This is a genomic window from Sorangium sp. So ce1036, assembly GCF_051369805.1.
In the GTDB taxonomy this organism is placed as follows: Bacteria; Myxococcota_A; Polyangia; order Polyangiales; family Polyangiaceae; genus Sorangium; species Sorangium cellulosum_F.
Window position 1 is genome coordinate 7,513,658 of sequence record NZ_JBBMOX010000001.1, and the last position, 18,518, is coordinate 7,532,175.

Consider the following 18,518-nt stretch of genomic DNA (forward strand, 5'->3'; position numbering starts at 1 on the left):
CGCCGGCCGCGCGGGCGCCTCACGGGCGACCTCAGCGCCTCGCCGAGAAGAGGCGGATTGCGTCCTTCGGGGTGCGCCTCGTGATCATGCACGAGAGATCGATGCCGAGCGAGGTCATCGTCTGGGCGACCGCCGGCCGGATGCCCGTGATCGCGGCGCGCGCGCCGAGCAGCCCGATCGCCCGGACGATGCTGACCAGCCGGTCGGCCGTGCGCGTGTCCACCGCCTCGAGCGCCGAGAGATCGAGCACCACGCTCCGCACCTGACGCGACGCGATGCACTCGAGCAGGCGCTCGGTGAGCATCGCCGTCCGCGCCTCGTCCATGGCGCCGATGAGCGGCACGCCGACGACCCCGTCGGCGACCTCCAGGATCGGCGCGGAGAGCGCCAGGATCTGCCGGTGCTGCGCCTGGATGACGGCGAGCTGCCGGTCGAGCTCCGCGGCGAGCGCGGATTTCTCGTCCGCCTCCCGCCGCGCGGCCTCGGCCATCGCTTGCAGCTCGCGGGCCGAGCGCTCGAGGGCCTCCTGGGCGCGGTGGCGCTCGGTGACATCGACGCTGAAGCAGGCGACCTGGACCTCGCCGTCCCTGCGGACGATCGGCCTCTTGACCGTCTGGTACCAGTGCACCTCGCCGTTCGGCCGCGTCTCCTTCTCCTCGATGACCGCCTCCCGCCCCGTGTCGATGACCTGCCGGTCCACGCTGGCGAAGTGCTCGGCCTCCTCTGCGCTCGCGGTGAGCTCGTGCTGGGACGCGGACACGACCTGCTCCGGGGTCATCCCGTAACACGCCGAGAGCGCGCTGTTCGCCAGGACGTAACGGCTGCGCCGGTCCTTGATGAACATGAGGCTGGGCGCGAGATCGAGGAAGGTGCGCAGGAGCTCCACCTGCTCGGCGAGCTCCTCCTCGCGACGCCGCTGCGGATCGCGCGCCGCCGCCGCCTCCTCGCGCGCGCGGACGTGGGCGAACACGAGCGGCGCCGCTTCGGCCCTGGCGAGGCGCAGAAAGGCCCAGCGCTGCGGCCCTGCCCCGTCGCGCGCGGGGACCTCGATCTCCCGGCGCCCCGCGCCGTCGAGCACCGCGCGCGCGGCCTCCTCGGCCTCTGGCGCGATCCGCGCCGCCTCCCCGAACGCCGCGCGCCAGGCCCCGTTGGCCTCACGCAGGCGGAGGTCCACGTCGAGGATCGCGAGCGGCTCGGGGAACGCATCCAAGTCTGCGCGCATGCAAACCTCCGTGGCGGCCCGCGCGACGCGGCAGAGGCACAGTCCCGCCAACCAAGGACAATGCCTGTAATTCCACCCTTTGTCTACGGCTCTTCCTATCGGTCGACACACGTCATCAACAGTCATCTACCGTCCATGACAGCGGAGTCGGCCGTGCTGACAGGAGCGATGTGCTCCGGTCGAATCTGGAGCTTCAGAGCGCGTCTCATGGGCCCTGACGACCCCACCGAGAACGGATTGGAGCCGTGCAGGGCGCACGCGCCGGACGATGGAGCGTCGTCCCAGACGAGCAGGCGCGCGAGCTCGCGCGGGCCCCCTCGAACGCCCGCCGCCCGCTGCCCTCGGCACCCGCGGGCCCAGGCTCAGCGCGTCCGCTTCAGCGCCGCCTTCAGCACGTGCTCCGCGATCAGGTAGCCGAAGCCCTCCCCGTCGATCCGCCGGAGGAGCTGGTCGCGCGGGATCCGGAGCGCCGCCGCGGTGGCGTCCAGGCTCCACCCGCGCGCGGCGAGCTGCTGGAGCAGCCGCGCGCGCCGCACCTGCCCCGCGGAGAGCCGGTAGGTCTTCGCGTACTCCAGCGCGCCGTCGTCGCGCACGATCGCCTCGCCGATGTGGTTGTCCAGCGCCGGATCGAGCTCGGTCATGAACCGCTGCAGCGAGAACGGCCCCGCCCGGTACACGCGCTCCGCCGCGATCGGCCGGCCGATGAGGCCCGCGGCCGTGTCCACGTGCAGCGCGCCGGCCTCGGCCCGCGCCCGGCCGAGCGCGGCGCGCAGATCGTCGAGCGAGCCGACCTGCGCCGCGTCGAACGTGTGCACGAGCGCCTGGCTGTCGCCGTTGTAGCGGGCCGCGTGGAGCAGCGTCTGCTCGAAGAAATCCTCGATCAGCGTGCGGTGCAGCGCGCGGTAGTCGTCGGGGTGCGACACCACGAACACCGACGCGAGCAGCTCGCCGACGAAGAGCAGGAGGCCGCACTGGCCCTCGTGGATCTCGAACACGCGCAGCGCGTCCTCCAGGCTCGGGATGGCCCGGCCGGAGAGCGACACCTCGGTGCGCGGATCGAGCCCGCGGGAGATCGCGCGCCGCGAGTACTCGGACCAGGCGATCTCGGGGGCGTTGAAGTGCAGGGCGAGGAAGCCCTCCATGGCGAGGTGCTGCGGCAGGAGGCGCAGGCGGTTCCGCTCGGCCGGGTCCTGGCCGCGCGCCTCGCGCCGGACCATGCGGTGGAGCAGGTTGACGCCGCAGCCCAGTCTGGCGAGCGGGTTGCGCTCGGCCGGCCCCGCGAGCGCCGCGCCGTAGGACGCGACGGGCGAGCCGTCGTCGGTCCACCCGACCACGAGCGCGTGCGGCACGTACGAGCAGTAGGCCGCGCCCTCGCCGACGTCGACCAGCGACCAGGCGTCCGCGTACGCGCGGCGGGCGATGCGCAGGTCGCCCCGCGGCGCGGCCCGGAGGAGCGGGACGAGGCGCACGCCCGCGAAGACCTGGGCGTGCGTGGCCGTGAGGCCCCGGAGCGCGAGCGACCGGAGCAGGGCCGGCGCCTTGGCCATCAGGGCGCCTCCGTCGACGCGGCGGGCGCCTCGGCCGGCTCGGCGGCGCCCGCGGGCCGGCCGTGCCGCGACAGCAGGGCGGCCGCGCGCTGCGCGAGGTAACGCTCGAGCTCCGAGAGCGGCGCCGTGCCCTCGGCGAAGCGGGCGAAGCCGAGGACCGTCGGCAGGTCCTCCGCGTCGCGCAGGCCGACGGTCGGGATCGACGGGCCGAGCGCGCGGGGCGCGTAGCGCTCGCTGTCGAACACGGGGTTGATGTGCACGATGGACGTGCGCTGCCCCGGGTCGAGCCGCGCGCGAAAGCAGCGGGCGACCTCGGCGGCGGCGCCCGGCGGATCGTTCTCGAAGCCGTCGGAGAGGACGACCACGACGTCGGGCTGGGAGGCGAGCGCGTCGAGCAGCGGCGTCGCGAGATCGGTCTGGCCGCGCGCGTCGACGAGGATCTCGTCGGGCGTCGGCGCGGTCCAGAACGCGCGGTACTCGCGGGCGGCGGCGCGGAGCAGGTAGCTCACCCCGAGCGCGACCGCGAGCGGGCGGCGGCGCTTCTCGCTCGATCCGGACGACGAGTAGCTCCGGTCGAGCACGGCGGCGACGCGCCCGAGCGCGGCGGGGCTCTTCCTGAGCGCCCGGGCGGCGGCGCGCTCGAGCGCCGCGTGGAGCTCGTCGCGGCGCTCGCGCCGCGCCTCCTCGGGCAGGGAGAGGGCGTAGAGGGCGACGCGGGTGAGCGGGGCGCGGCCGAGGTCGACGGCGAGGTCGACCTCCTCGCGCGCGGCGGCGCGCTGGAGCCGCAGGCGCTCGCCCTCGGTCATGCGCGGGGCGGCGCGGCGCAGGAGCTCGTCGCGCGGGACGCCGCGGGCGGCGGCGAGCCCCTCGGCGACGGTCAGCGGCAGGTCGAAGATCGCCTCCTTCGCGTGGCGCGCCTGCCGCGCGCGCTCGAGCAGCGGCGTCTCGAACGGCGCGCGCCGCCTGGAATCGAACAGGAAGGGCCCGATCTCGCCGGGGAAACGGAGGTGGGCGTGGACGGCGAGCGCGCGGACGTGGGCGCGGTACTTGACGGCGTCGAACGCCGGGTCGCTCCGGCCGGCGAGGTAGCCGCGGATGGCGGCGCGCGCGCGGCGGTTGTTCACGCGCCTTTCCCGCAGCTCGCGCAGCGCCCGGAGCGCGCGCTGCGGCGGGAGCTCGCGGAGCGCGGCCGCGATGAGCAGGCCCTCCTCGCGGCGATCTTCGGCCGGCGTCCGGGCGCCGGTCGCGAGGAGGTTCACGACGATGCGAGCCTGGTTGAAGTGGTTGATGCCGGCGGCGAGCGTGCGCGCGTAGAGGCGGCGGTAGTTGCCGAGGATGTACTCGTGGAGGAACTCGACGGAGACGCGCTGGCCGCCGGAGGAGCCGTAGAACTCGGCCTGCCCGGTGCACGCGAAGCAGGCGTTGATGAACATGACGAGGTCCTCGCGCTCGACGCGCTCGGTGTGGAAGCGGGCGGGGGGCGCGGCTCTCGCGGGGGACATGAGAAGAGCCGCCCGGGGAATGGTGGGGCGAGTTACCTACAACAGTTACCAGACTGGGCTCGGAAATCGCCCCGGAGTCCCACGGGCGGCACGGGCAGCTTACCTCGGGAGGGGCGCCTCGCAAAACTGGCTGGAGGGGGGCGCGTCGCGAAGCTGGCGGGAACGTCCATGTGGCGCGGTGAGCGGGGCTCGGTTCGTGGACCGCTTGCCGTAGAGCTTGATGATGTCACCCGCCTTGCGATCCGAAAGCGCTGTGGCCAGACACCACGCTCGGGCCAACGGCGCACGCGCTCGGCTCGCGGGTCGCCTCCCACCCAACGACCGAATTCGACCCTCGCCCGAATTATTCAGTCCACCAACATGGGCGTGACGTCTCGCATCGAGGCATAGGCGAGTATGCCTATACCTCGATCCAGCTGGCTCGGGTACGAAGTCGTGGCAGTCACCTGCATCGGGCGATGCGAGGACGGACGGCGATTTCGGAACTGAGGGGCGAGGGCGAATGGAGACGCATCGCAATTTCTTCACGACCGCTCCAGGGTTAGCCGCGCTCGCGGCGCTCGACTGCTCCAGCCAGGGAGACGTGACGACCGAGGCACCGCCCGGCAGCGGCAGCGCCGGAGGGCTCGGTCGGTAACCCTCCCGGGCTGGCCACCGTGGGGCAATTGCCCCTTCTCCATCACGGTTTTGAAGTGGCACGAGAGGGCGCGCCCTGGGCGCCAGAGACACCCTCTCGCGTTCAAATGCGACCAAGAGCCTCTCGAATCGGCGCTGGCCACAGCAATGAATCGCAAAGGTGGACGAAGATCTGCGCCCTGAGACCTCGGCGCCAAGCGGATACTGGAGAAATAATATGCGGTCAACACGTTGCTGCGTTACGAATTGGATCGTCCTCGGTCTCCTGAGCATTGGCATTTGGGCCTGCGGTGAGGCGAATGACGATGGTACGCCCTCGACCAGCGGAGGCACCTCCGACGGGGCTACCAGCGGCGCGGAGGCCACGACGACGAGCGGCACGGGCGGCACGAGCGGCACGGGCGGCACGGGCGGCACGGGCCCTGGCGGTACCGGCGGCTCAGCGGCCGAGGGCACCTCGGGCAGCGGTGGCGCAAGCACCGGGCAGGCCGGCGGCTCAACAGCCGAGGGCACCTCGGGCAGCGGCGGCGCAAGCACCGGGCAGGCCAGCAGCACGGCCGGCGGCGGAGAGACGGGCGGCACAGGCGGGGGCTCGGGCGAGTGCGTCACGGGCCAGACCAGGGGAAACCAGGTCGCGGTCATCGGCGAATCGTTCATCGCCGCGACGCACGGCATCACGCAACAGATCGAAAAGCAGGCCAAGGCCAACGGCTCCCTCGCCGAGAACGAGCACTACATCGACAACTCGGTCAGCGGCACGACGCTGGCCAACGACCAGATCCCCAGCCAGTACCGCAAAGCCGCGGAGAACGGCATGATCAAGTACGTGCTGATGGATGGGGGCGGGAATGACTGCCTGCTGAGAGGGGACGGCGACGGAGCCCTCGCGGCGGCGGAGTCGCTGTTCGAGACCATGGCCGAGGACAACGTCGAGAAGGTGGTCTACTTCTTCTATCCAGACCCCATCGGAAACCAGTTCGCATCGCTCAAGTCCTGCCTCGACACGCTCCGACCGAAGATGAAGGCCCTGTGTGACGGGCTCACGTCGCCGAAGTGTTACTGGCTAGACCTTCGTCCGGTCTGGAACGGACACAACGAGTATACGCAAGACGGGATCCACCCCACCTCTGCCGGCAGCATCGCCACCGGCGACGCGGTCTGGGAAGTGATGAAGGAGAACTGCGTCGCGCAGTGACGAGGGCGGGCCGCGCATACTGGCATGCTGACGGGTGGCATGCGCGCGCGGACGCCGACCCTTGCCCTGTTCCCCTGGGCCTGCGCTCGTTCCCCGTGAACGTGACGGCGGGGGGGTGACGATCCTCTGACGCGCGAAACCAGCTCACCCCTGGCCCATCCGCGCGATCGCCTCCGCCAGCGCCCCGTCGTCCGCCGCGGCCGCGTCCTCCGCGTCCTCCGCGCCCTCCGCGCCCTCCGCGTCCTCCGCGCCCTCCGCGTCCTCCGCGCCCTCCGCGCCCTCCGCGCCGCCCGCGAGCGCCGCCCCGGCGGCGGCGAGCGCCGCCCACGCGCGCCGCCCCGGGTTCAACCTCCACATCACGAGCCCACGGTCGTGGCGGCGTGGCGCGCCCGCAGGCCAGCGGACCTGGACGAGGCGACGCGCCTCGCGCTGCGCTCGACGCGCGCAGCGAGTACGTCATGGACCGATATTGATCTTGATTATCATTTGCACAAATGCTACGTGAAATGGCGAACTCATGGAAGACGACCTCGCGGTGAACCTCAGCGCGCTCGGCGATCGAGAGCGCCGCGCTCGCGGGCGACGCGGCGCCGCTCTCGACGCCTCGGTCGCGCGCGCCGCGGCGCCGCCCCGCTGTCGCGATCGGGGAGCGCGCGTCCCTCGAACCTCCACGCCGCGATGGTCTCGCACCGACAAGGATGAACGACGACATGGTACCCGGCTACACAGAAGAGACGGTGCTCGAGGTCCATCACTGGACGGACAAGCTCTTCACGCTCAAGACCACCCGCTCGCCGAGCTTCCGCTTCGCGAACGGGCAGTTCTGCATGATGGGGCTCGAGGTCGCGGGCAAGCCGCTCGTCCGCGCGTACTCGCTCGCGAGCGCGAACCACGAGGAGGCGCTCGAGTTCTTCTCGATCAAGGTGCCGAACGGCCCGCTGACCTCGCGCCTGCAGCACATCACCGTCGGCGAGACGATCCTCGTCGGCAAGCGCGCGACGGGCACGCTCACGATCGGCAACCTGCGGCCGGGGCGCACCCTGTGGCTCCTGGCGACCGGGACCGGCCTGGCGCCGTTCCTCAGCGTCATCAAGGACCCCGAGACGTACGAGCGCTTCGAGCGCGTGGTCATCACGCACACGTGCCGCCGCGTGCAGGACCTCGCGTACGCGCGCTACATCGAGCACGACCTCCTGGCGGACGAGCTGCTCGGCGACATCGTGCGGCCCAAGCTCCGCTACTACCCGTCCGTCACCCGCGAGGCGTTCAAGACCGAGGGCCGGATCACCGCGCTCATCGAGTCCGGCCGCATCTTCGCCGATCTGGCGCTGCCCACGCTCGACCCCGCGCACGACCGGCTGATGCTCTGCGGCAGCTCGGAGATGCTCGCCGACACCGCCGCGCTCCTGGAGTCGCGCGGCTTCGAGGAGGGCAACAGCGGCGAGCCGGGCGACTACCTCGTGGAGAAGGCCTTCGCGAGCGAGAAGCGCGCCCCGCGCGCCAGCGCGTCGCCGATCGAGCGCGCGAGCTCGCCCGGCGCGGCGTGACGTCGCGCGCCGCGCGTCGGGCTACGCCCGGCGACAGCGTGCTCCCTCGTCCGCGCGACCTTCTGCGCCCGCGAGACGACGGCGGCGCTGCGCGAAGGACATCCTCGGCGCCACCGGGCCCGACACCGGGTCCTCGGGGTTCGAGTGTCCGCTGGCGCCGCGCGAGCTCTTCCTCGAGCCACCACGCCGCTGCTGGCGACACGCGCGCTCAGCGGCTCACGACCATGCGTTGAACGAGCTGCTGGGCGAGGACGAGGACGCCCAGGTATCCCTCCTCGGTGTTCTCGACGATCCACGCGGTGAGATCGTCCGCCGCTGCTTCAGCGCGGCGCTGGAGGTCGATCCGCGCCCGCACGCCCGCGAGCAGCCCGAGCGTGGTGGCTGCCACGAGCCGGGCGAGCAGATCCCGGAGCGCTCCGGGGAGATCCTCGACGGTCCAGTCGACGATGAGCCGCACGTCATATCCGACGAAGAGGCCCGGTTGCACGGCGCAAGAGGGCACGAGTGAGGCGCCGGTGTTGCATGCCATGGCGTGTGCCCAGCGGGGGCCGACGCACGCCGCGTTGGCAACGTTCCAGCGCCTCGCCCCCGTCCGAACCCATGACGGCGTGGGGCAGCCCATGGCCGAAGAGCGCCAGGCCATCGAGCGCGCCGTCCTCCAGCGCCAACTCCAGCGTCCTGCGGACAGCGGCGCCGCCCTGCACGGCGACGGCTTCGGCCCCTGCGGCCAGGCGGATGGTCTGCTCGGCCATCCAGCGGCTGTTCCACAGCGCGGCGTCCTCAGGAGTCCAGGCCGCGAAGACCAGAAAGCGCGCCATCAGCCCGCCTGACGCTTCTTCGCCTGGACCTTGACCATGCGCACGGCGGCGCCGTGGATGTCCTGCAGGAAGTGCAGGGCGACCGCATCGTCCTCTTGAAGCAGCCGCAGCATTTCGCTGGCCGTGACGCCCGCGCCATCGGGACGCCGGAAGATGATCTCGTCTTCCGGCGCGTACTGGAGCAGATGCTCCAGCGCGCGCTTCGCCGGGCCTGGCTCATAGAGGTGCTCGCGGTCGATGCGCGGGAGATCCGCGCGCTCCACCACCGTGCAGCCGCCCTCGAGCGAGACGTCGTAATACCCGGAGGGATCGAGGTCGAACAGGTTGGAGTGGGTCGCTATGAAGAGCTGTTCGATGTGCTGCTCCTCGACGAGGCGGACGAGCAGCTGGCGCAGGGCCCGACCGCTCGTCGGGGCGTGGAGGTGAGCCTCCGGCTCCTCGATGCCGACGGCGCGGGCGCGGAGGAGCATGGCTTGCGCCAAGATCGAATAGATCTGAGCAATGCCGAGGCCGGCGAGATCGATGGAAACATCGCGGCCTTCGGGATTGGGCTCCGGAAGGAGCTCGCGCAGGTCGATCTCGCCGGTGCGCGGATCCTGAACCGGGGCGAAGGGGGGACGTTGAAGCGGCTCGCCCGCGAGCAGGGCGCGGAACGCGTCGAGCTTGCGGCGGACCTCGTGGTTCGGGCTTGGCTGGGCAGCGAGCAGCGCGCTTTTGAGGCGGCCGGCGCGGAGATGCCATGGGATGATGTCCTCCGCGGCGGGTGGAGAGGCTGTCTTTTCGTACTGGGGCTGGCGGTCCGCGCTCACGAGCGTGTACGCGCGGGTCGAGAGCTCGATCAGCAGAGCCCGAAGCTGGTCGCGCCGGTTCAGCTGATGACCGTGCGCCTGTCCATGTCCGGGCGGCGGCTCGGGCGGCGACCAGAGATGCCGAAGGTTTTCTCCCCCTGATTCGAGGACCGAGAAGGAGAGGTTCGGTTCGTGCTCGAGAGTCCAGTCGAGGGTGACCTCGAGGACGATGTCCGCCGCGGGGAGCGGCCCGGTCGGCGTCAACGACTCGGATCGCAGCGCTGTGATCCGAGCGCCCAGCGCGATACGCCGCGAGGCCTCGCGGGCGCAGAGGTCCCGTCTGCCAATGAGCCCCGCGGCGATTGCCCTCCCGGCCGCCTCATGGCTCGAGAGGAGCTCCGTCTCCGCCATGGCTGCGGCGAGCCGAAACAGCGCCTTCACTCCCTCTAGGAGGTTGGACTTGCCGCTCCCGTTCGGGCCGTAGAAGACGTTGAACGGGCCGAGATCGTCGAGGCGGACATCCCGGAGGCTGCGGTAGCCCTTCGCCCAGAACGACGCGATCCTCATGAGGCGCGATGCTACACACGGCCACCGGCCCGGGCCAGCGCGGCGGGTGCTCGCATGAGCCGGGCGGACATGCACAGCGCTTTCCGCGCGGCCTCCGCCCGCTCGACGGGCTCTTCCTCGCGCAGCCCCAGGGCGTCGGCGAGCGCAGGCGCCGCTCGTCCCCGCTCGCCGCTCACCCCCGGTCCATCCGCGCGATCGCCTCGACGAGCGCGCCGTCCTCCGCGCCCTCCACGCCGCCCGCGAGCGCCGCCTCGGCGGCGGCGAGCGCCGCGTCGCGGAGGCGGTAGAGCTGCGGCTCGGGGATGCGCTCGCGGGCCGCGAGGACGCCTGGGGGAACGCCGCGCAGCATCTCCAGGACCAGCCCGAGGCGGCGGCGGGCCTCGGGCGGCGGCGGCGCGCCGAGGCCGAGCCGCCGCCGCGTCGCCTCCGGTGCGGCGGCCATGCGGCGCGAGGCGGCCCCGGCGATTTCGGCCGCGAGCGCGTGGTATGCGCGGGGCGACGGGAGCGTCGTCCCCATCCAGACGAGCAGGCGCACGAGCTCGCGCGGGCCCCCCTCGAACGCCCGCCGCCCGTGGAGCATGCGGCGGTTGTCGACGACCAGGAGGTCGGACGGGCCGAGCGAGAGCTCGATCGGCCGCGAGGCGTCGATGAACCGCGCGAGCCGCGCGGCGACCGCATCCCCCGGCGGCGCCACGGGCGCGTGCGTGAACGCCAGGGCGCCGTCGCGGAGCGCCATCGTGGGGCCGAAGACGTCGCCGAAGACGAAGGGGATGCGCCTGTACACCGTGAAGAGCGCGCGGAAGAGCTCGGGGTCGGCGCGCTCGATCGCCGCGAGCAGCGGCCACGTGTCGAGCAACAGGCAGCCGCCGCCGCGCTCGGCGGGGCGGATGCAGGCCAGGATCTGCACCGCCGGCGGCGCGCCCGCGAAGCACTGGCTGTCGGTGTGGAGCGGCGCCGCCACCGCGCTCGCGGCGAACGACCTGCCCCCGGGCACGGCCTTGATCGGCTGCCGCTCGACCAGGAGCGGCCTCTCCCCGAGGAGCCGCTCGGCGAAGCTCCACGGCGCCCGCGCCGCCTCCTCGGGGGACAGCATGGAGGACGCGTCGCCGCGGAGGACCGAGAAGCCGCGCGCCGCGAGCTCGTCGAGGAGCCTCGCCGGGCCGCGCGAGGGCCCGGGCCAGATCCACGGCTCCGTCATGACGGCCCCGAGCCCGCCCGCTCATCCGGGAAGCGCGCCTCCCGGAAGCCGGCGCGGAGCAGGGCGCGCGGGATGGGCAGGACGCGCAGCAGCGGCGCGCCCTCGGGCACCTCGATCGGCGCGCCGATCCGGCGCACGTGGAACACGGCCGGGGTGGCGAAGAAGACGTCGGTCGCGACCACCCCGCGCATCACGTCGTAGCCGTCGCCGTGGACACCATCGAGCAGGCTCGACCAGCCCGACGGCGTCCGGGTGAACGCCCACGGCTTCACGAAGAAGTGCGGCTCGCCCGGCGGATGGGGCGTGAAGTACTTCGTCAGGTACCAGAGCGCCCCGCGGTTCGCGGCGAGGAATCCCTCGCCGAAGGCCCGGGCGAAGGCGCGCTCCACCGCGGCCGCCCCCTCGCCGAGGCGCGGCGCCTCGGGCGCGACGGCGAGCGTGTGCCCGTCGAACGTCGCGCGGAACGGCACGGCGTTCCTCACCACGATGGACGCGAGCCGCCGAGCCCCCCCGCGAAAGGGGACCGGCTCCGGCCCGGCCGCGGTCGTGACCTCGGTGATCTCGGCGATCTCGGGCGCCGCCGGCCCAGCCACGACCAGCCGCACGCGCGCGGGTCCGCCGCTCCCCTCGCCCGCGCGCTCCCCGCTCCCCTCGCCCGCGCTCTCCCCGCTCCCCTCGCCCGCTCTCTCGCCGCTCCCCTCGCCCGCGCTCTCCCCGCTCCCCTCGCCCGCTCTCTCGCCGCTCCCTTCGCCCGCCTTGCCCACGAGGCGCCGGTACTTGCGCGTCACCTCGCCCGTCTTCTTCTCCGCGAAGTACCGCGCGTCATAGAACGCGGCGTGCGCCCGCCCGACCTCGGGGGCTTCCGCGAGCGAGCACCGCTCGATCTGCACGTCGGGGCACACCGGCGCGACGCAGCCGATCTCGCCCTCGATCCGGAGGGGCCGCGGCGCGTCGTCGCGGATCCGCAGCTCGAGCACCAGCGGGACGAACGCGCGGTCGTCGGCGAGGAACGCCTCGCTCACCTCCATCAGCACGTTCCGGCGGTTGGCCGCGCCGGCCACCCGCAGCCAGAGGCCCGGGTCCGGCCGCACCAGGAGCCCCGTCCACAGCCGCAGGCGAGGTCGCCCGAGCCCCGCGCGGCACGCCCAGGCGAGCCCTCCGCGCAGCGCGCGGTGCCACGCGCCCTCCGGCGCGAGGAACCCCTGCGAGATCAGCCTGGGCAGCGCGGCGCGGTGGGCCCGCAGGAGCGCCTCGCGGTGCTCGCCGACGGGCTCGGCGTGGAGCGACCCGAGGCGCCGCTGGATCTCGATCGGCCGCGCCAGCGTGATCTGCAGCCCGAACGCGTTGCCCTCGAGGAGCGGCGCGCACGCCTGGGCCACCCGGAGCGGCACCGCGCCGTCGAGATCGCCGGTGCGCCGGGTGAGCCGGCAGAGGCCGAGGGCGTCGAGCACCTCGAAGCGAGCGTCACCCGCCGCAGCCACCACCACCGCCGCAGCCGCCACCCCCGCCGCAACCGCCGCCCCCGCCGCAGCTCGACGCGCTGCAGCTCGATGCGCTGCAGCTCGAGGAGCTCCAGCTCGACCCGCCGGACGAGGAGCCGCCCGACGACACGATCACGGGCGGGATCATCGCGTACGCCATCGGCGCGAAGAGCGGGACCGAGGCGAGGCCCGCGAACCCCGCGACCGCCACCATCATGCCGATGTCCGCCGCGTCCCGGCGGCGCCCGCTCGTGACGTCGGCGCGGAGCGAGACCGTCGCGTCGTCGAGCCACCGGAGATACGCCGACCGCGCGGCGCCGTACTTGCTCGTGCGCATCGCGACGATCCACGTGGCGAAGAGGAGCGCGATCATCTCCAGCACCAGGAACGTGTGGGGCCTGTTGAGCTCCTGCGCGCGGAGCACGCGGATGAGCCCGACCCCGAGCAGGCCGAGCCCCACGACCCAGACCACGGCGGAGAGGGCCCCCACGGTGCTCCGCGGGCGGAGCATGCCGGCGGCGGCGAGCTCGTCGCGGAGCTCCTCCTCGTGGGCCGCCGCGACCTGGTCGCCGGCGGCGCGCACCTGCTCCATCGAGAGCGCCGCGCCCGGCGGGCTGCTCGAGCGCATCGCGGCGAGCGCGCCGAGGAACGCCGCGAGCACCCTGTCCCGCGGCGGCGGGCCGGCGACGAGCTGGAAGGACTGCGGCGCGCCGTCCGCGGGGACGAGCCAGCCCGCGGCCATCGCGACGGCGATCAGGGTGGCGGCGACGCCCCGCTTCTCGTCCCGCAGGTACGCGATCGCCCAGTACTCGTCCGGCTGGGGGACCCAGCCCGCCGCGAGCCGCTGCCGCGGCGGCGCCTGCACCGGCATGCGGTAGGGCGCGCCCGCCGTCGCCGCGACCGCGGCCCCCGCGCCGCGCGGGGCTCCGGATCGATCGAGCAGGGCGCCGAGGGCGCGGCGCGCCCAGTGCGCCGCGAGCAGGCCCGAGGCCGAGAGCGCCAGGTAGAAGGCCAGGAACGCCGGCCCCGACTCCATGTTGAACGGGAAGAAGTCGACGAGCTCGTGGATCATCGCGCGCCCTCCCGCTCGTCCAGCCGATCGACGTCGTGGACCGCGCGCGCGAGCAGCGCCGTGAGCGCCGCGTGGGCCGCGCCGGGCGCCTCGTGGGCCCGCTTGAGCGGGGCGACGTCGACGCCGAGGAGCCTGCCCGCCTCCGCGAGCACGGCGCCGAGATCGTCGTCGCACGCGATCCCGTGCAGGCCGAGCAGCGCGTGCAGCGGGCCCCGGAGCTGCTTCAGCTTGCGGACGACGGCGCCCCGGAGCGCCTCGTCCGCGCCCATCGCGTCCACCACCGCGCGCCGGAGCCGGATCTGCGCCTCACGGAGCTCCTGCTCGACGCGGAGGCGGCGGTTCTTCTCGTCGATGACCAGCGCCGAGAACGGGTCGCGCCCGGAGAGGAGCACGTGGCAGCGGCGGATGTCGTCGTAGAGCAGCGGGAACACGTCCGCCGCCCTCGGGATCTCGTCGGCGGTGAGGATCATCGCCTCGATCCGGGCCGCGTAGCGCGCGAGCTTCAGCGCGTTCGCGATCGCGTCGAGCCGCTCCCGGGAGGCGTCCCTGAGCACCACCACCACGTCGACGTCGCTCTGGCCGTCGCGGTAGCCGCCGCGCGCCGCGCTCCCGTACACGAGCAGGCCCTCGAGATCGTCCCCGAGCGTCCGCTCCAGGCTCCCCTTGAGCTCGGCGAGCCGCGCCTGCACCCCTGCCGGCAACCGGGACACGGCGCTCCCCGCGGCGATGGATCCGTCGTTCATGCGCTACCCTCGTGTCTCGAGCAGCCGGACATCGGCGCCCGACCCGATCCCCTTCAGCGCCCAGACTACCCGACCTCCGGGCAACCGCTCCCGGCGAACGAACGGCAGGAGCCTGGGCCGCACGCCCCCGTCGCCCGCGGGGCCGACGAACCGGGCGCGGAGCAGCAGGCGATCGACGATCGCCTCGGGCGCGAGCCGGGCGTCGGCCTGCGCGGCCTCGGCGATCCGCATCGCGTCGGCGACCGCCGTCAGGCGCGGGGCGCGCGGCCACGCCTCGACACACCTGGCCCCGAGGCGCGCGGCCGCGTCGCGGTGCGACGAGAGCCGCGGCAGGAGCGGCAGCGCGTCGTCGACGCGCTTGCGCTGGAGGATCGCGCGCGACCGGGCGACGTCCTCGACGTCGAACGGCCGCGCGGCGTCGGGCGACGGCGGCGGCGGGGCGGTGAGCAGCGCGGCCACGTGGGCCTGGGCCGCGGCGAGCGCCGGCGCGGGCGCGTCGGGTGACGCCGCGGAGCTCTCCTGCGGCAACGCGCGGGGGGCGCTCGGCGGGGGGCGGGGCGGGGCCGCGCGGGCGATCTCCCGGGCGGTCGCGATCTCGGCCGCGAGCGCGGCGAAGGGCGGGAAGTCGCCGTCGCGCTCGAGGAGGATCGGGACCGGCCCGGCGCGGTCGAGGACCGTGGCGAGCAGGGCGAAGACCGGCTCGGGGACGGGGTGGGCGTGCGTGTCGAAGTAGAAGCCGTGCTCGCGGACGCCGCCGGCGATGTGGATCATCGCCACCCGCTCGAGCGGATACGATCGCGCGAGCGCCACCGGGTCGACGCCGGCGTTGACGGCGTTCGCGTAGAGATTGCCGACGTCGAGCAGCAGATCGCAGCCGGTCTGGGCGACGATCTCGGCGTAGAAGCTCCCCTCGTCGAGGGCGCTTTCCGGGAAGCGGAGCGTGCACGCCGCGTTCTCGAGCAGGAGGGGGATATCCGGGAGCGCCTTCCGGGCCGCGGCGACGTTCCGCGCGACGACGCGGGCCGCCTCGACCGTGTACGGCAGCGCCGTGAGGTGCCCGATCTCCCGGTCGCCGCCGCGCACGAAGGCGACGTGCTCGCTCACGACGGGCGCCGCGAGCTCCCGGCAGAGCGCGCCGAGCCGGCGGGCTCGCTCCGGGTCGATCCCCGCGGCGCTGCCGAGCGAGAGCTTCACGCCGTGGGGCACCACCGGCCAGATGCGCGCGATGGCGGACGCCTCGCGCCGCGCGGCCTGGCTCGAGAAGCACGCCTCGGCCACGATCTCGACGAAGTCCACCGCGCCGGGCGCGGACAGGAGGTCGGCGGCGAGCTCGGGGCGGAAGCCGATGCCGACCCCGGAGAGGGGCGGGCTGGGGGCGCGTTCAGGCGGCCGGGGCACCTCGCCGATCTTACCCGGCGGCGCGGCGCGCGGGGCAGGGCCGAGCGGCTCGCTGCCACGGGGACGCCGCGTACCCCCGCGCTGCGGGCACGCCGCCACAGGGTCGCCCATGGTCGGCGTGCGGCAGCGCAGAACGGCCTTTACTGCGCGCATATGACTCGGCATCATGGAGGTGTCATGGCGCTCCACGTACGCTGGACCGCGCGGCCGCACCACGTCGGCGAGCCGGAGCATCGCTGGAGGCTCGCGCGACCCATCGACCTTCAGCCGGTCGAGCGTCTCTTGCAAGCGCCCGGCGCAGGGCTGGGTGGTATGCATGTAGAGCGCTGCATTCAAGCCGAACCTGATTCGCAGGTCGGCTCAATTCAGACGTTAGGCCGCCATGGATACACCTGCATCTGATGCGACGGTCGAAGCGATCGCCGATGCCATCTTCAAAGAACGCCCCGCTGCCGTCGCAGAGGCTTATTCAGGCTTCGATCGAGCGCTGATTCAGTTTCAATCCGCACAAGAAATTTGCGCTCACGCGCGCTCCAAACGCAGCTCGGACGGCTATATCCACCTCGCAGTCCTGTACCCGGACATGGCAGGAAAGCTCACTCGAGCTCGCATAAGCCTGGATCCCAAGGAGTGCGACGGACACACGCATCGGTATGAGGCGCAGGGCTGGGGCTTGATTTGGGTGTACTTGAAGCTGTCGCCAGCCGAAGGACCAGAGTCGTCCATTTCAGCCAACTCGGAGAAGCGCGCACGCGCATGGTCGGCAACCTATCCAGACATGGAAGCTCCGTCCACATGGCATTGGCCTGCGGTAGCTCGTCACTTGCGGCGGCTGCGAAGTGCTCTCAAGCGGGCGGCCTAACGAGATCTCCGCGATCCAAACCGGCGCGAACGGCGGCGTGCAGCCCGGCGATGCCGGGTCGTCCTTGAGCACCTCGAGCCGCTCGCCGATGGCCATTCCTTCTCCCAGGCGAGTCTGGTAGGCTCAGCATCGATGCGTCTGGATCCTGAACGAGCGATGGCGCTTGTCAGCCAGCTCGATGCGGAGCGTGAGCCACGCCAGCGCGCGGCCTCAGCGGACGAGGCGCTGAGCTTCCTGCTGAAGCAACTGGAGCAACTCCGCGACCTCGCGAACGGCTACCCGCGCAACCCTGTTTCCGGAGCGGTTTGGTCGGACGGCCGGGCGCTCACGCTTGCCTGCGACGCCCTCACCGAGGCGCTGGCAGGTCGCAGCGAGGCCGCTAGAGCACCGATCACGTTGAACAAGCGAGAGATCAACCGCCAAGGCGCCAAGGACGCCAAGAATCGATTCTCTCCTTGGCGCCTTGGCGGTTCGAATTTCTGCACTTTTCAGGGGGTTTCAACCCGTTTGTCGCTCTAGGCAGGAGCTCGCGAGCCGCCTCGCGGCCGGGATGGCGTGCCAAGTGATGGGTCATTACCCAGAGGAGATCTTTCCTCGAGCTGTTCGAAACGCCCGCCATCGCGAGGCGATTCAGCAGGTTGACTACGCTGTTGGACTGTACCAGACAGTTGTCGACGACTTTTCGTCCCTCGACCTGGACTATACGCTCGCCGAAAGCGAACCCCTCTCGGAATCCGATCGCTGCATCCTCGAAGCACTGAGCGTGGCACTCGAGCGACTCATCGCTCTTCGGAGCGACCCGGACCATCAGCTCAGCGAGCTTCAGCAGAGAGCGCACGCCAGACTCCGGGCGGCGCCCCCGTGATCCCGTCGCAAAGCCGCTCAACCAGCGGATGGATTCGACGGGCGCCCGCAGCTCATCGGCCGGCCGTTGGGCAGAAAGCCGGGCAGGTCTTGCGAAACCAGAAGGCCTGATACGTCCACACTGCGGCGCGTCGTTCCGTCTGGTCAACGACACCTTTCCCTGCAGGGCGGGCCCGTCGACCACGGTCGACGATGCTTTCGGCCAGCGCCGTCGATGCTGCACGGGCCCGGCCAGGTTCGAGGCCCCATCCCCCCGAGCACGCGAGGTGAGCCGCTCGCCAGGGCACACCGGTGGGCCGCAGCGGCGGCCGGCCCCCGGAGTCCTCAGGGGGCCCGCGCCACGCCGGCAGGCGGCGGGGGCCGTCGACGCCCGCCCAGGCTCGCGTGTGCTGGCATCGCCGGCCCTGCTGGTGCAGGATCCGGCCATGGGCAAGCCCGCGCTCGACCTCTCCAAGCTCACCGCCGAGGAGAAGCTCGATCTGATCGATGACCTCTGGCGAAGCCTCTCTTCGGACGACCTTCCCCTGAGCTCCGAGCTTCGCGCTGAGCTCGACCGCCGCCTGGAGCGCCTCGATCGCGAAGGCCCCATCGGTGTCCCCTGGGAGGACGTCCGTGCCGAGATGACCACCAGCGAGTCGTGAGCCGCGTTGTCTTCCTCGCCGAAGCTCGCGCCGAAGCCCTGGAGACTTTCCGCTGGTACGAGGAGCAGCGGTCTGGGCTTGGCGCCGTCTTCCGAAGAGAGCTGGATGACTCCATCAAGCGCATTCGGAGCGCACCGCTCGCGTCCCCGCCGCTGTACCGAGACATCCGGCGCGTACTCGTCGAACGTTTCCCGTATGCGGTCTTCTACCGGATTCTGCCCGACGCCATCGTCGTCATTGGAGTGATTCACGGCCGCCGGCATCCTCGCGAGTGGAAGCGCCGAGCGTGAGCGAGCTCCGGAATGACAGCCATCTGCCCAACAAGGCATTGCCCCCGGCGTCCTCCGGACGCGTGTGAATGACAGCGTTGGACGGGTATCATGTCGCGAGGGAGGCGCCGGGGCCGAAGGGTGAGAGAGGCGGTGTGCCGCGGCATC

Annotated in this window: 18 protein-coding genes and 1 pseudogene; 6 read left to right on the forward strand and 13 right to left on the reverse strand. The window is 72.5% G+C overall.

Features of this window, described 5'->3' with window-relative positions; translation table 11 throughout:
• Positions 1 to 31 precede the first annotated feature (31 nt).
• The 3 genes from WMF31_RS28140 to WMF31_RS28150 all read right to left on the reverse strand — a co-directional run bounded on the left by WMF31_RS28140 (position 32) and on the right by WMF31_RS28150 (position 4,271).
• Positions 32 to 1,222, reverse strand: a complete 1,191-nt coding sequence (locus WMF31_RS28140; RefSeq protein WP_436604909.1) for a PAS domain-containing protein — start codon at positions 1,220 to 1,222, stop codon at positions 32 to 34.
• Between the two features lie 362 nt (positions 1,223 to 1,584).
• On the reverse strand, positions 1,585 to 2,769 hold the full coding sequence (locus tag WMF31_RS28145) for an ARPP-2 domain-containing protein (RefSeq protein WP_436604910.1): 1,185 nt from the start codon (positions 2,767 to 2,769) through the stop codon (positions 1,585 to 1,587).
• Positions 2,769 to 4,271, reverse strand: a complete 1,503-nt coding sequence (locus WMF31_RS28150) for a hypothetical protein (protein ID WP_436604911.1) — start codon at positions 4,269 to 4,271, stop codon at positions 2,769 to 2,771. The genes WMF31_RS28145 and WMF31_RS28150 overlap by 1 nt, the downstream gene beginning before the upstream one ends.
• 796 nt (positions 4,272 to 5,067) lie before the next feature.
• Between WMF31_RS28150 and WMF31_RS28155 the strand changes: the two genes are divergently transcribed.
• Entirely contained in the window at positions 5,068 to 6,102 is a 1,035-nt protein-coding gene (locus tag WMF31_RS28155) for an SGNH/GDSL hydrolase family protein (protein ID WP_436604912.1), read from the forward strand.
• A 144-nt stretch (positions 6,103 to 6,246) separates the two neighbouring features.
• Here WMF31_RS28155 and WMF31_RS28160 read toward each other — a convergent pair whose 3' ends face one another.
• The gene (locus WMF31_RS28160; protein WP_436604913.1) at positions 6,247 to 6,459 is read right to left on the reverse strand and encodes a hypothetical protein; all 213 of its coding nucleotides are present in this window, start codon (positions 6,457 to 6,459) and stop codon (positions 6,247 to 6,249) included.
• Between the two features lie 353 nt (positions 6,460 to 6,812).
• Between WMF31_RS28160 and WMF31_RS28165 the strand changes: the two genes are divergently transcribed.
• Entirely contained in the window at positions 6,813 to 7,649 is an 837-nt protein-coding gene (locus WMF31_RS28165) for a ferredoxin--NADP reductase (protein WP_436604914.1), read from the forward strand.
• Between the two features lie 208 nt (positions 7,650 to 7,857).
• Here the strand turns inward: WMF31_RS28165 and WMF31_RS28170 are convergent, their stop codons facing one another.
• The 8 genes from WMF31_RS28170 to WMF31_RS28205 form a co-directional block, all read right to left on the reverse strand.
• A complete protein-coding gene (locus WMF31_RS28170) occupies positions 7,858 to 8,136 on the reverse strand; it encodes a hypothetical protein (protein ID WP_436604915.1) in 279 nt (92 codons plus the stop codon).
• Complete coding sequence (locus WMF31_RS28175) at positions 8,108 to 8,467, reverse strand: hypothetical protein (RefSeq protein WP_436604916.1); 360 nt, start codon at positions 8,465 to 8,467, stop codon at positions 8,108 to 8,110. The genes WMF31_RS28170 and WMF31_RS28175 overlap by 29 nt, the downstream gene beginning before the upstream one ends.
• A complete protein-coding gene (locus WMF31_RS28180) occupies positions 8,467 to 9,822 on the reverse strand; it encodes an AAA family ATPase (protein WP_436604917.1) in 1,356 nt (451 codons plus the stop codon). Before WMF31_RS28180 ends, WMF31_RS28175 begins: the two co-directional genes overlap by 1 nt.
• 172 nt (positions 9,823 to 9,994) lie before the next feature.
• Entirely contained in the window at positions 9,995 to 11,020 is a 1,026-nt protein-coding gene (locus tag WMF31_RS28185; RefSeq protein WP_436604918.1) for a TauD/TfdA family dioxygenase, read from the reverse strand.
• Positions 11,017 to 12,501, reverse strand: a complete 1,485-nt coding sequence (locus tag WMF31_RS28190; RefSeq protein WP_436604919.1) for a hypothetical protein — start codon at positions 12,499 to 12,501, stop codon at positions 11,017 to 11,019. Before WMF31_RS28190 ends, WMF31_RS28185 begins: the two co-directional genes overlap by 4 nt.
• Positions 12,485 to 13,573, reverse strand: a complete 1,089-nt coding sequence (locus WMF31_RS28195; RefSeq protein ID WP_436604920.1) for a hypothetical protein — start codon at positions 13,571 to 13,573, stop codon at positions 12,485 to 12,487. The genes WMF31_RS28190 and WMF31_RS28195 overlap by 17 nt, the downstream gene beginning before the upstream one ends.
• Positions 13,570 to 14,316: a nucleotidyltransferase domain-containing protein gene (locus tag WMF31_RS28200; protein ID WP_436604921.1), complete on the reverse strand. Its 747-nt coding sequence runs from the start codon at positions 14,314 to 14,316 to the stop codon at positions 13,570 to 13,572. Before WMF31_RS28200 ends, WMF31_RS28195 begins: the two co-directional genes overlap by 4 nt.
• A gap of 3 nt (positions 14,317 to 14,319) precedes the next feature.
• Positions 14,320 to 15,714, reverse strand: coding sequence for a DUF692 domain-containing protein (locus tag WMF31_RS28205; protein ID WP_436604922.1), 1,395 nt, complete (start codon positions 15,712 to 15,714; stop codon positions 14,320 to 14,322).
• Positions 15,715 to 16,096: 382 nt separating this feature from the next.
• Between WMF31_RS28205 and WMF31_RS28210 the strand changes: the two genes are divergently transcribed.
• Positions 16,097 to 16,576, forward strand: a complete 480-nt coding sequence (locus WMF31_RS28210; protein ID WP_436606653.1) for a hypothetical protein — start codon at positions 16,097 to 16,099, stop codon at positions 16,574 to 16,576.
• Positions 16,577 to 16,579: 3 nt separating this feature from the next.
• Here the strand turns inward: WMF31_RS28210 and WMF31_RS28215 are convergent.
• Positions 16,580 to 16,672, reverse strand: a pseudogene (locus WMF31_RS28215) (DNA alkylation repair protein); the annotation flags it as partial.
• 36 nt (positions 16,673 to 16,708) lie between these two features.
• Between WMF31_RS28215 and WMF31_RS28220 the strand changes: the two are divergent.
• The 3 genes from WMF31_RS28220 (at position 16,709) to WMF31_RS28230 (ending at position 18,371) form a co-directional block, all read left to right on the forward strand.
• Complete coding sequence (locus WMF31_RS28220; protein ID WP_436604923.1) at positions 16,709 to 17,095, forward strand: hypothetical protein; 387 nt, start codon at positions 16,709 to 16,711, stop codon at positions 17,093 to 17,095.
• A 731-nt stretch (positions 17,096 to 17,826) separates the two neighbouring features.
• The gene (locus WMF31_RS28225; protein WP_436604924.1) at positions 17,827 to 18,081 is read left to right on the forward strand and encodes an addiction module protein; all 255 of its coding nucleotides are present in this window, start codon (positions 17,827 to 17,829) and stop codon (positions 18,079 to 18,081) included.
• Positions 18,078 to 18,371 (forward strand): type II toxin-antitoxin system RelE/ParE family toxin, encoded by a 294-nt coding sequence (locus WMF31_RS28230; protein ID WP_436604925.1) that lies wholly within the window; start codon positions 18,078 to 18,080, stop codon positions 18,369 to 18,371. Before WMF31_RS28225 ends, WMF31_RS28230 begins: the two co-directional genes overlap by 4 nt.
• Positions 18,372 to 18,518: the final 147 nt, after the last annotated feature.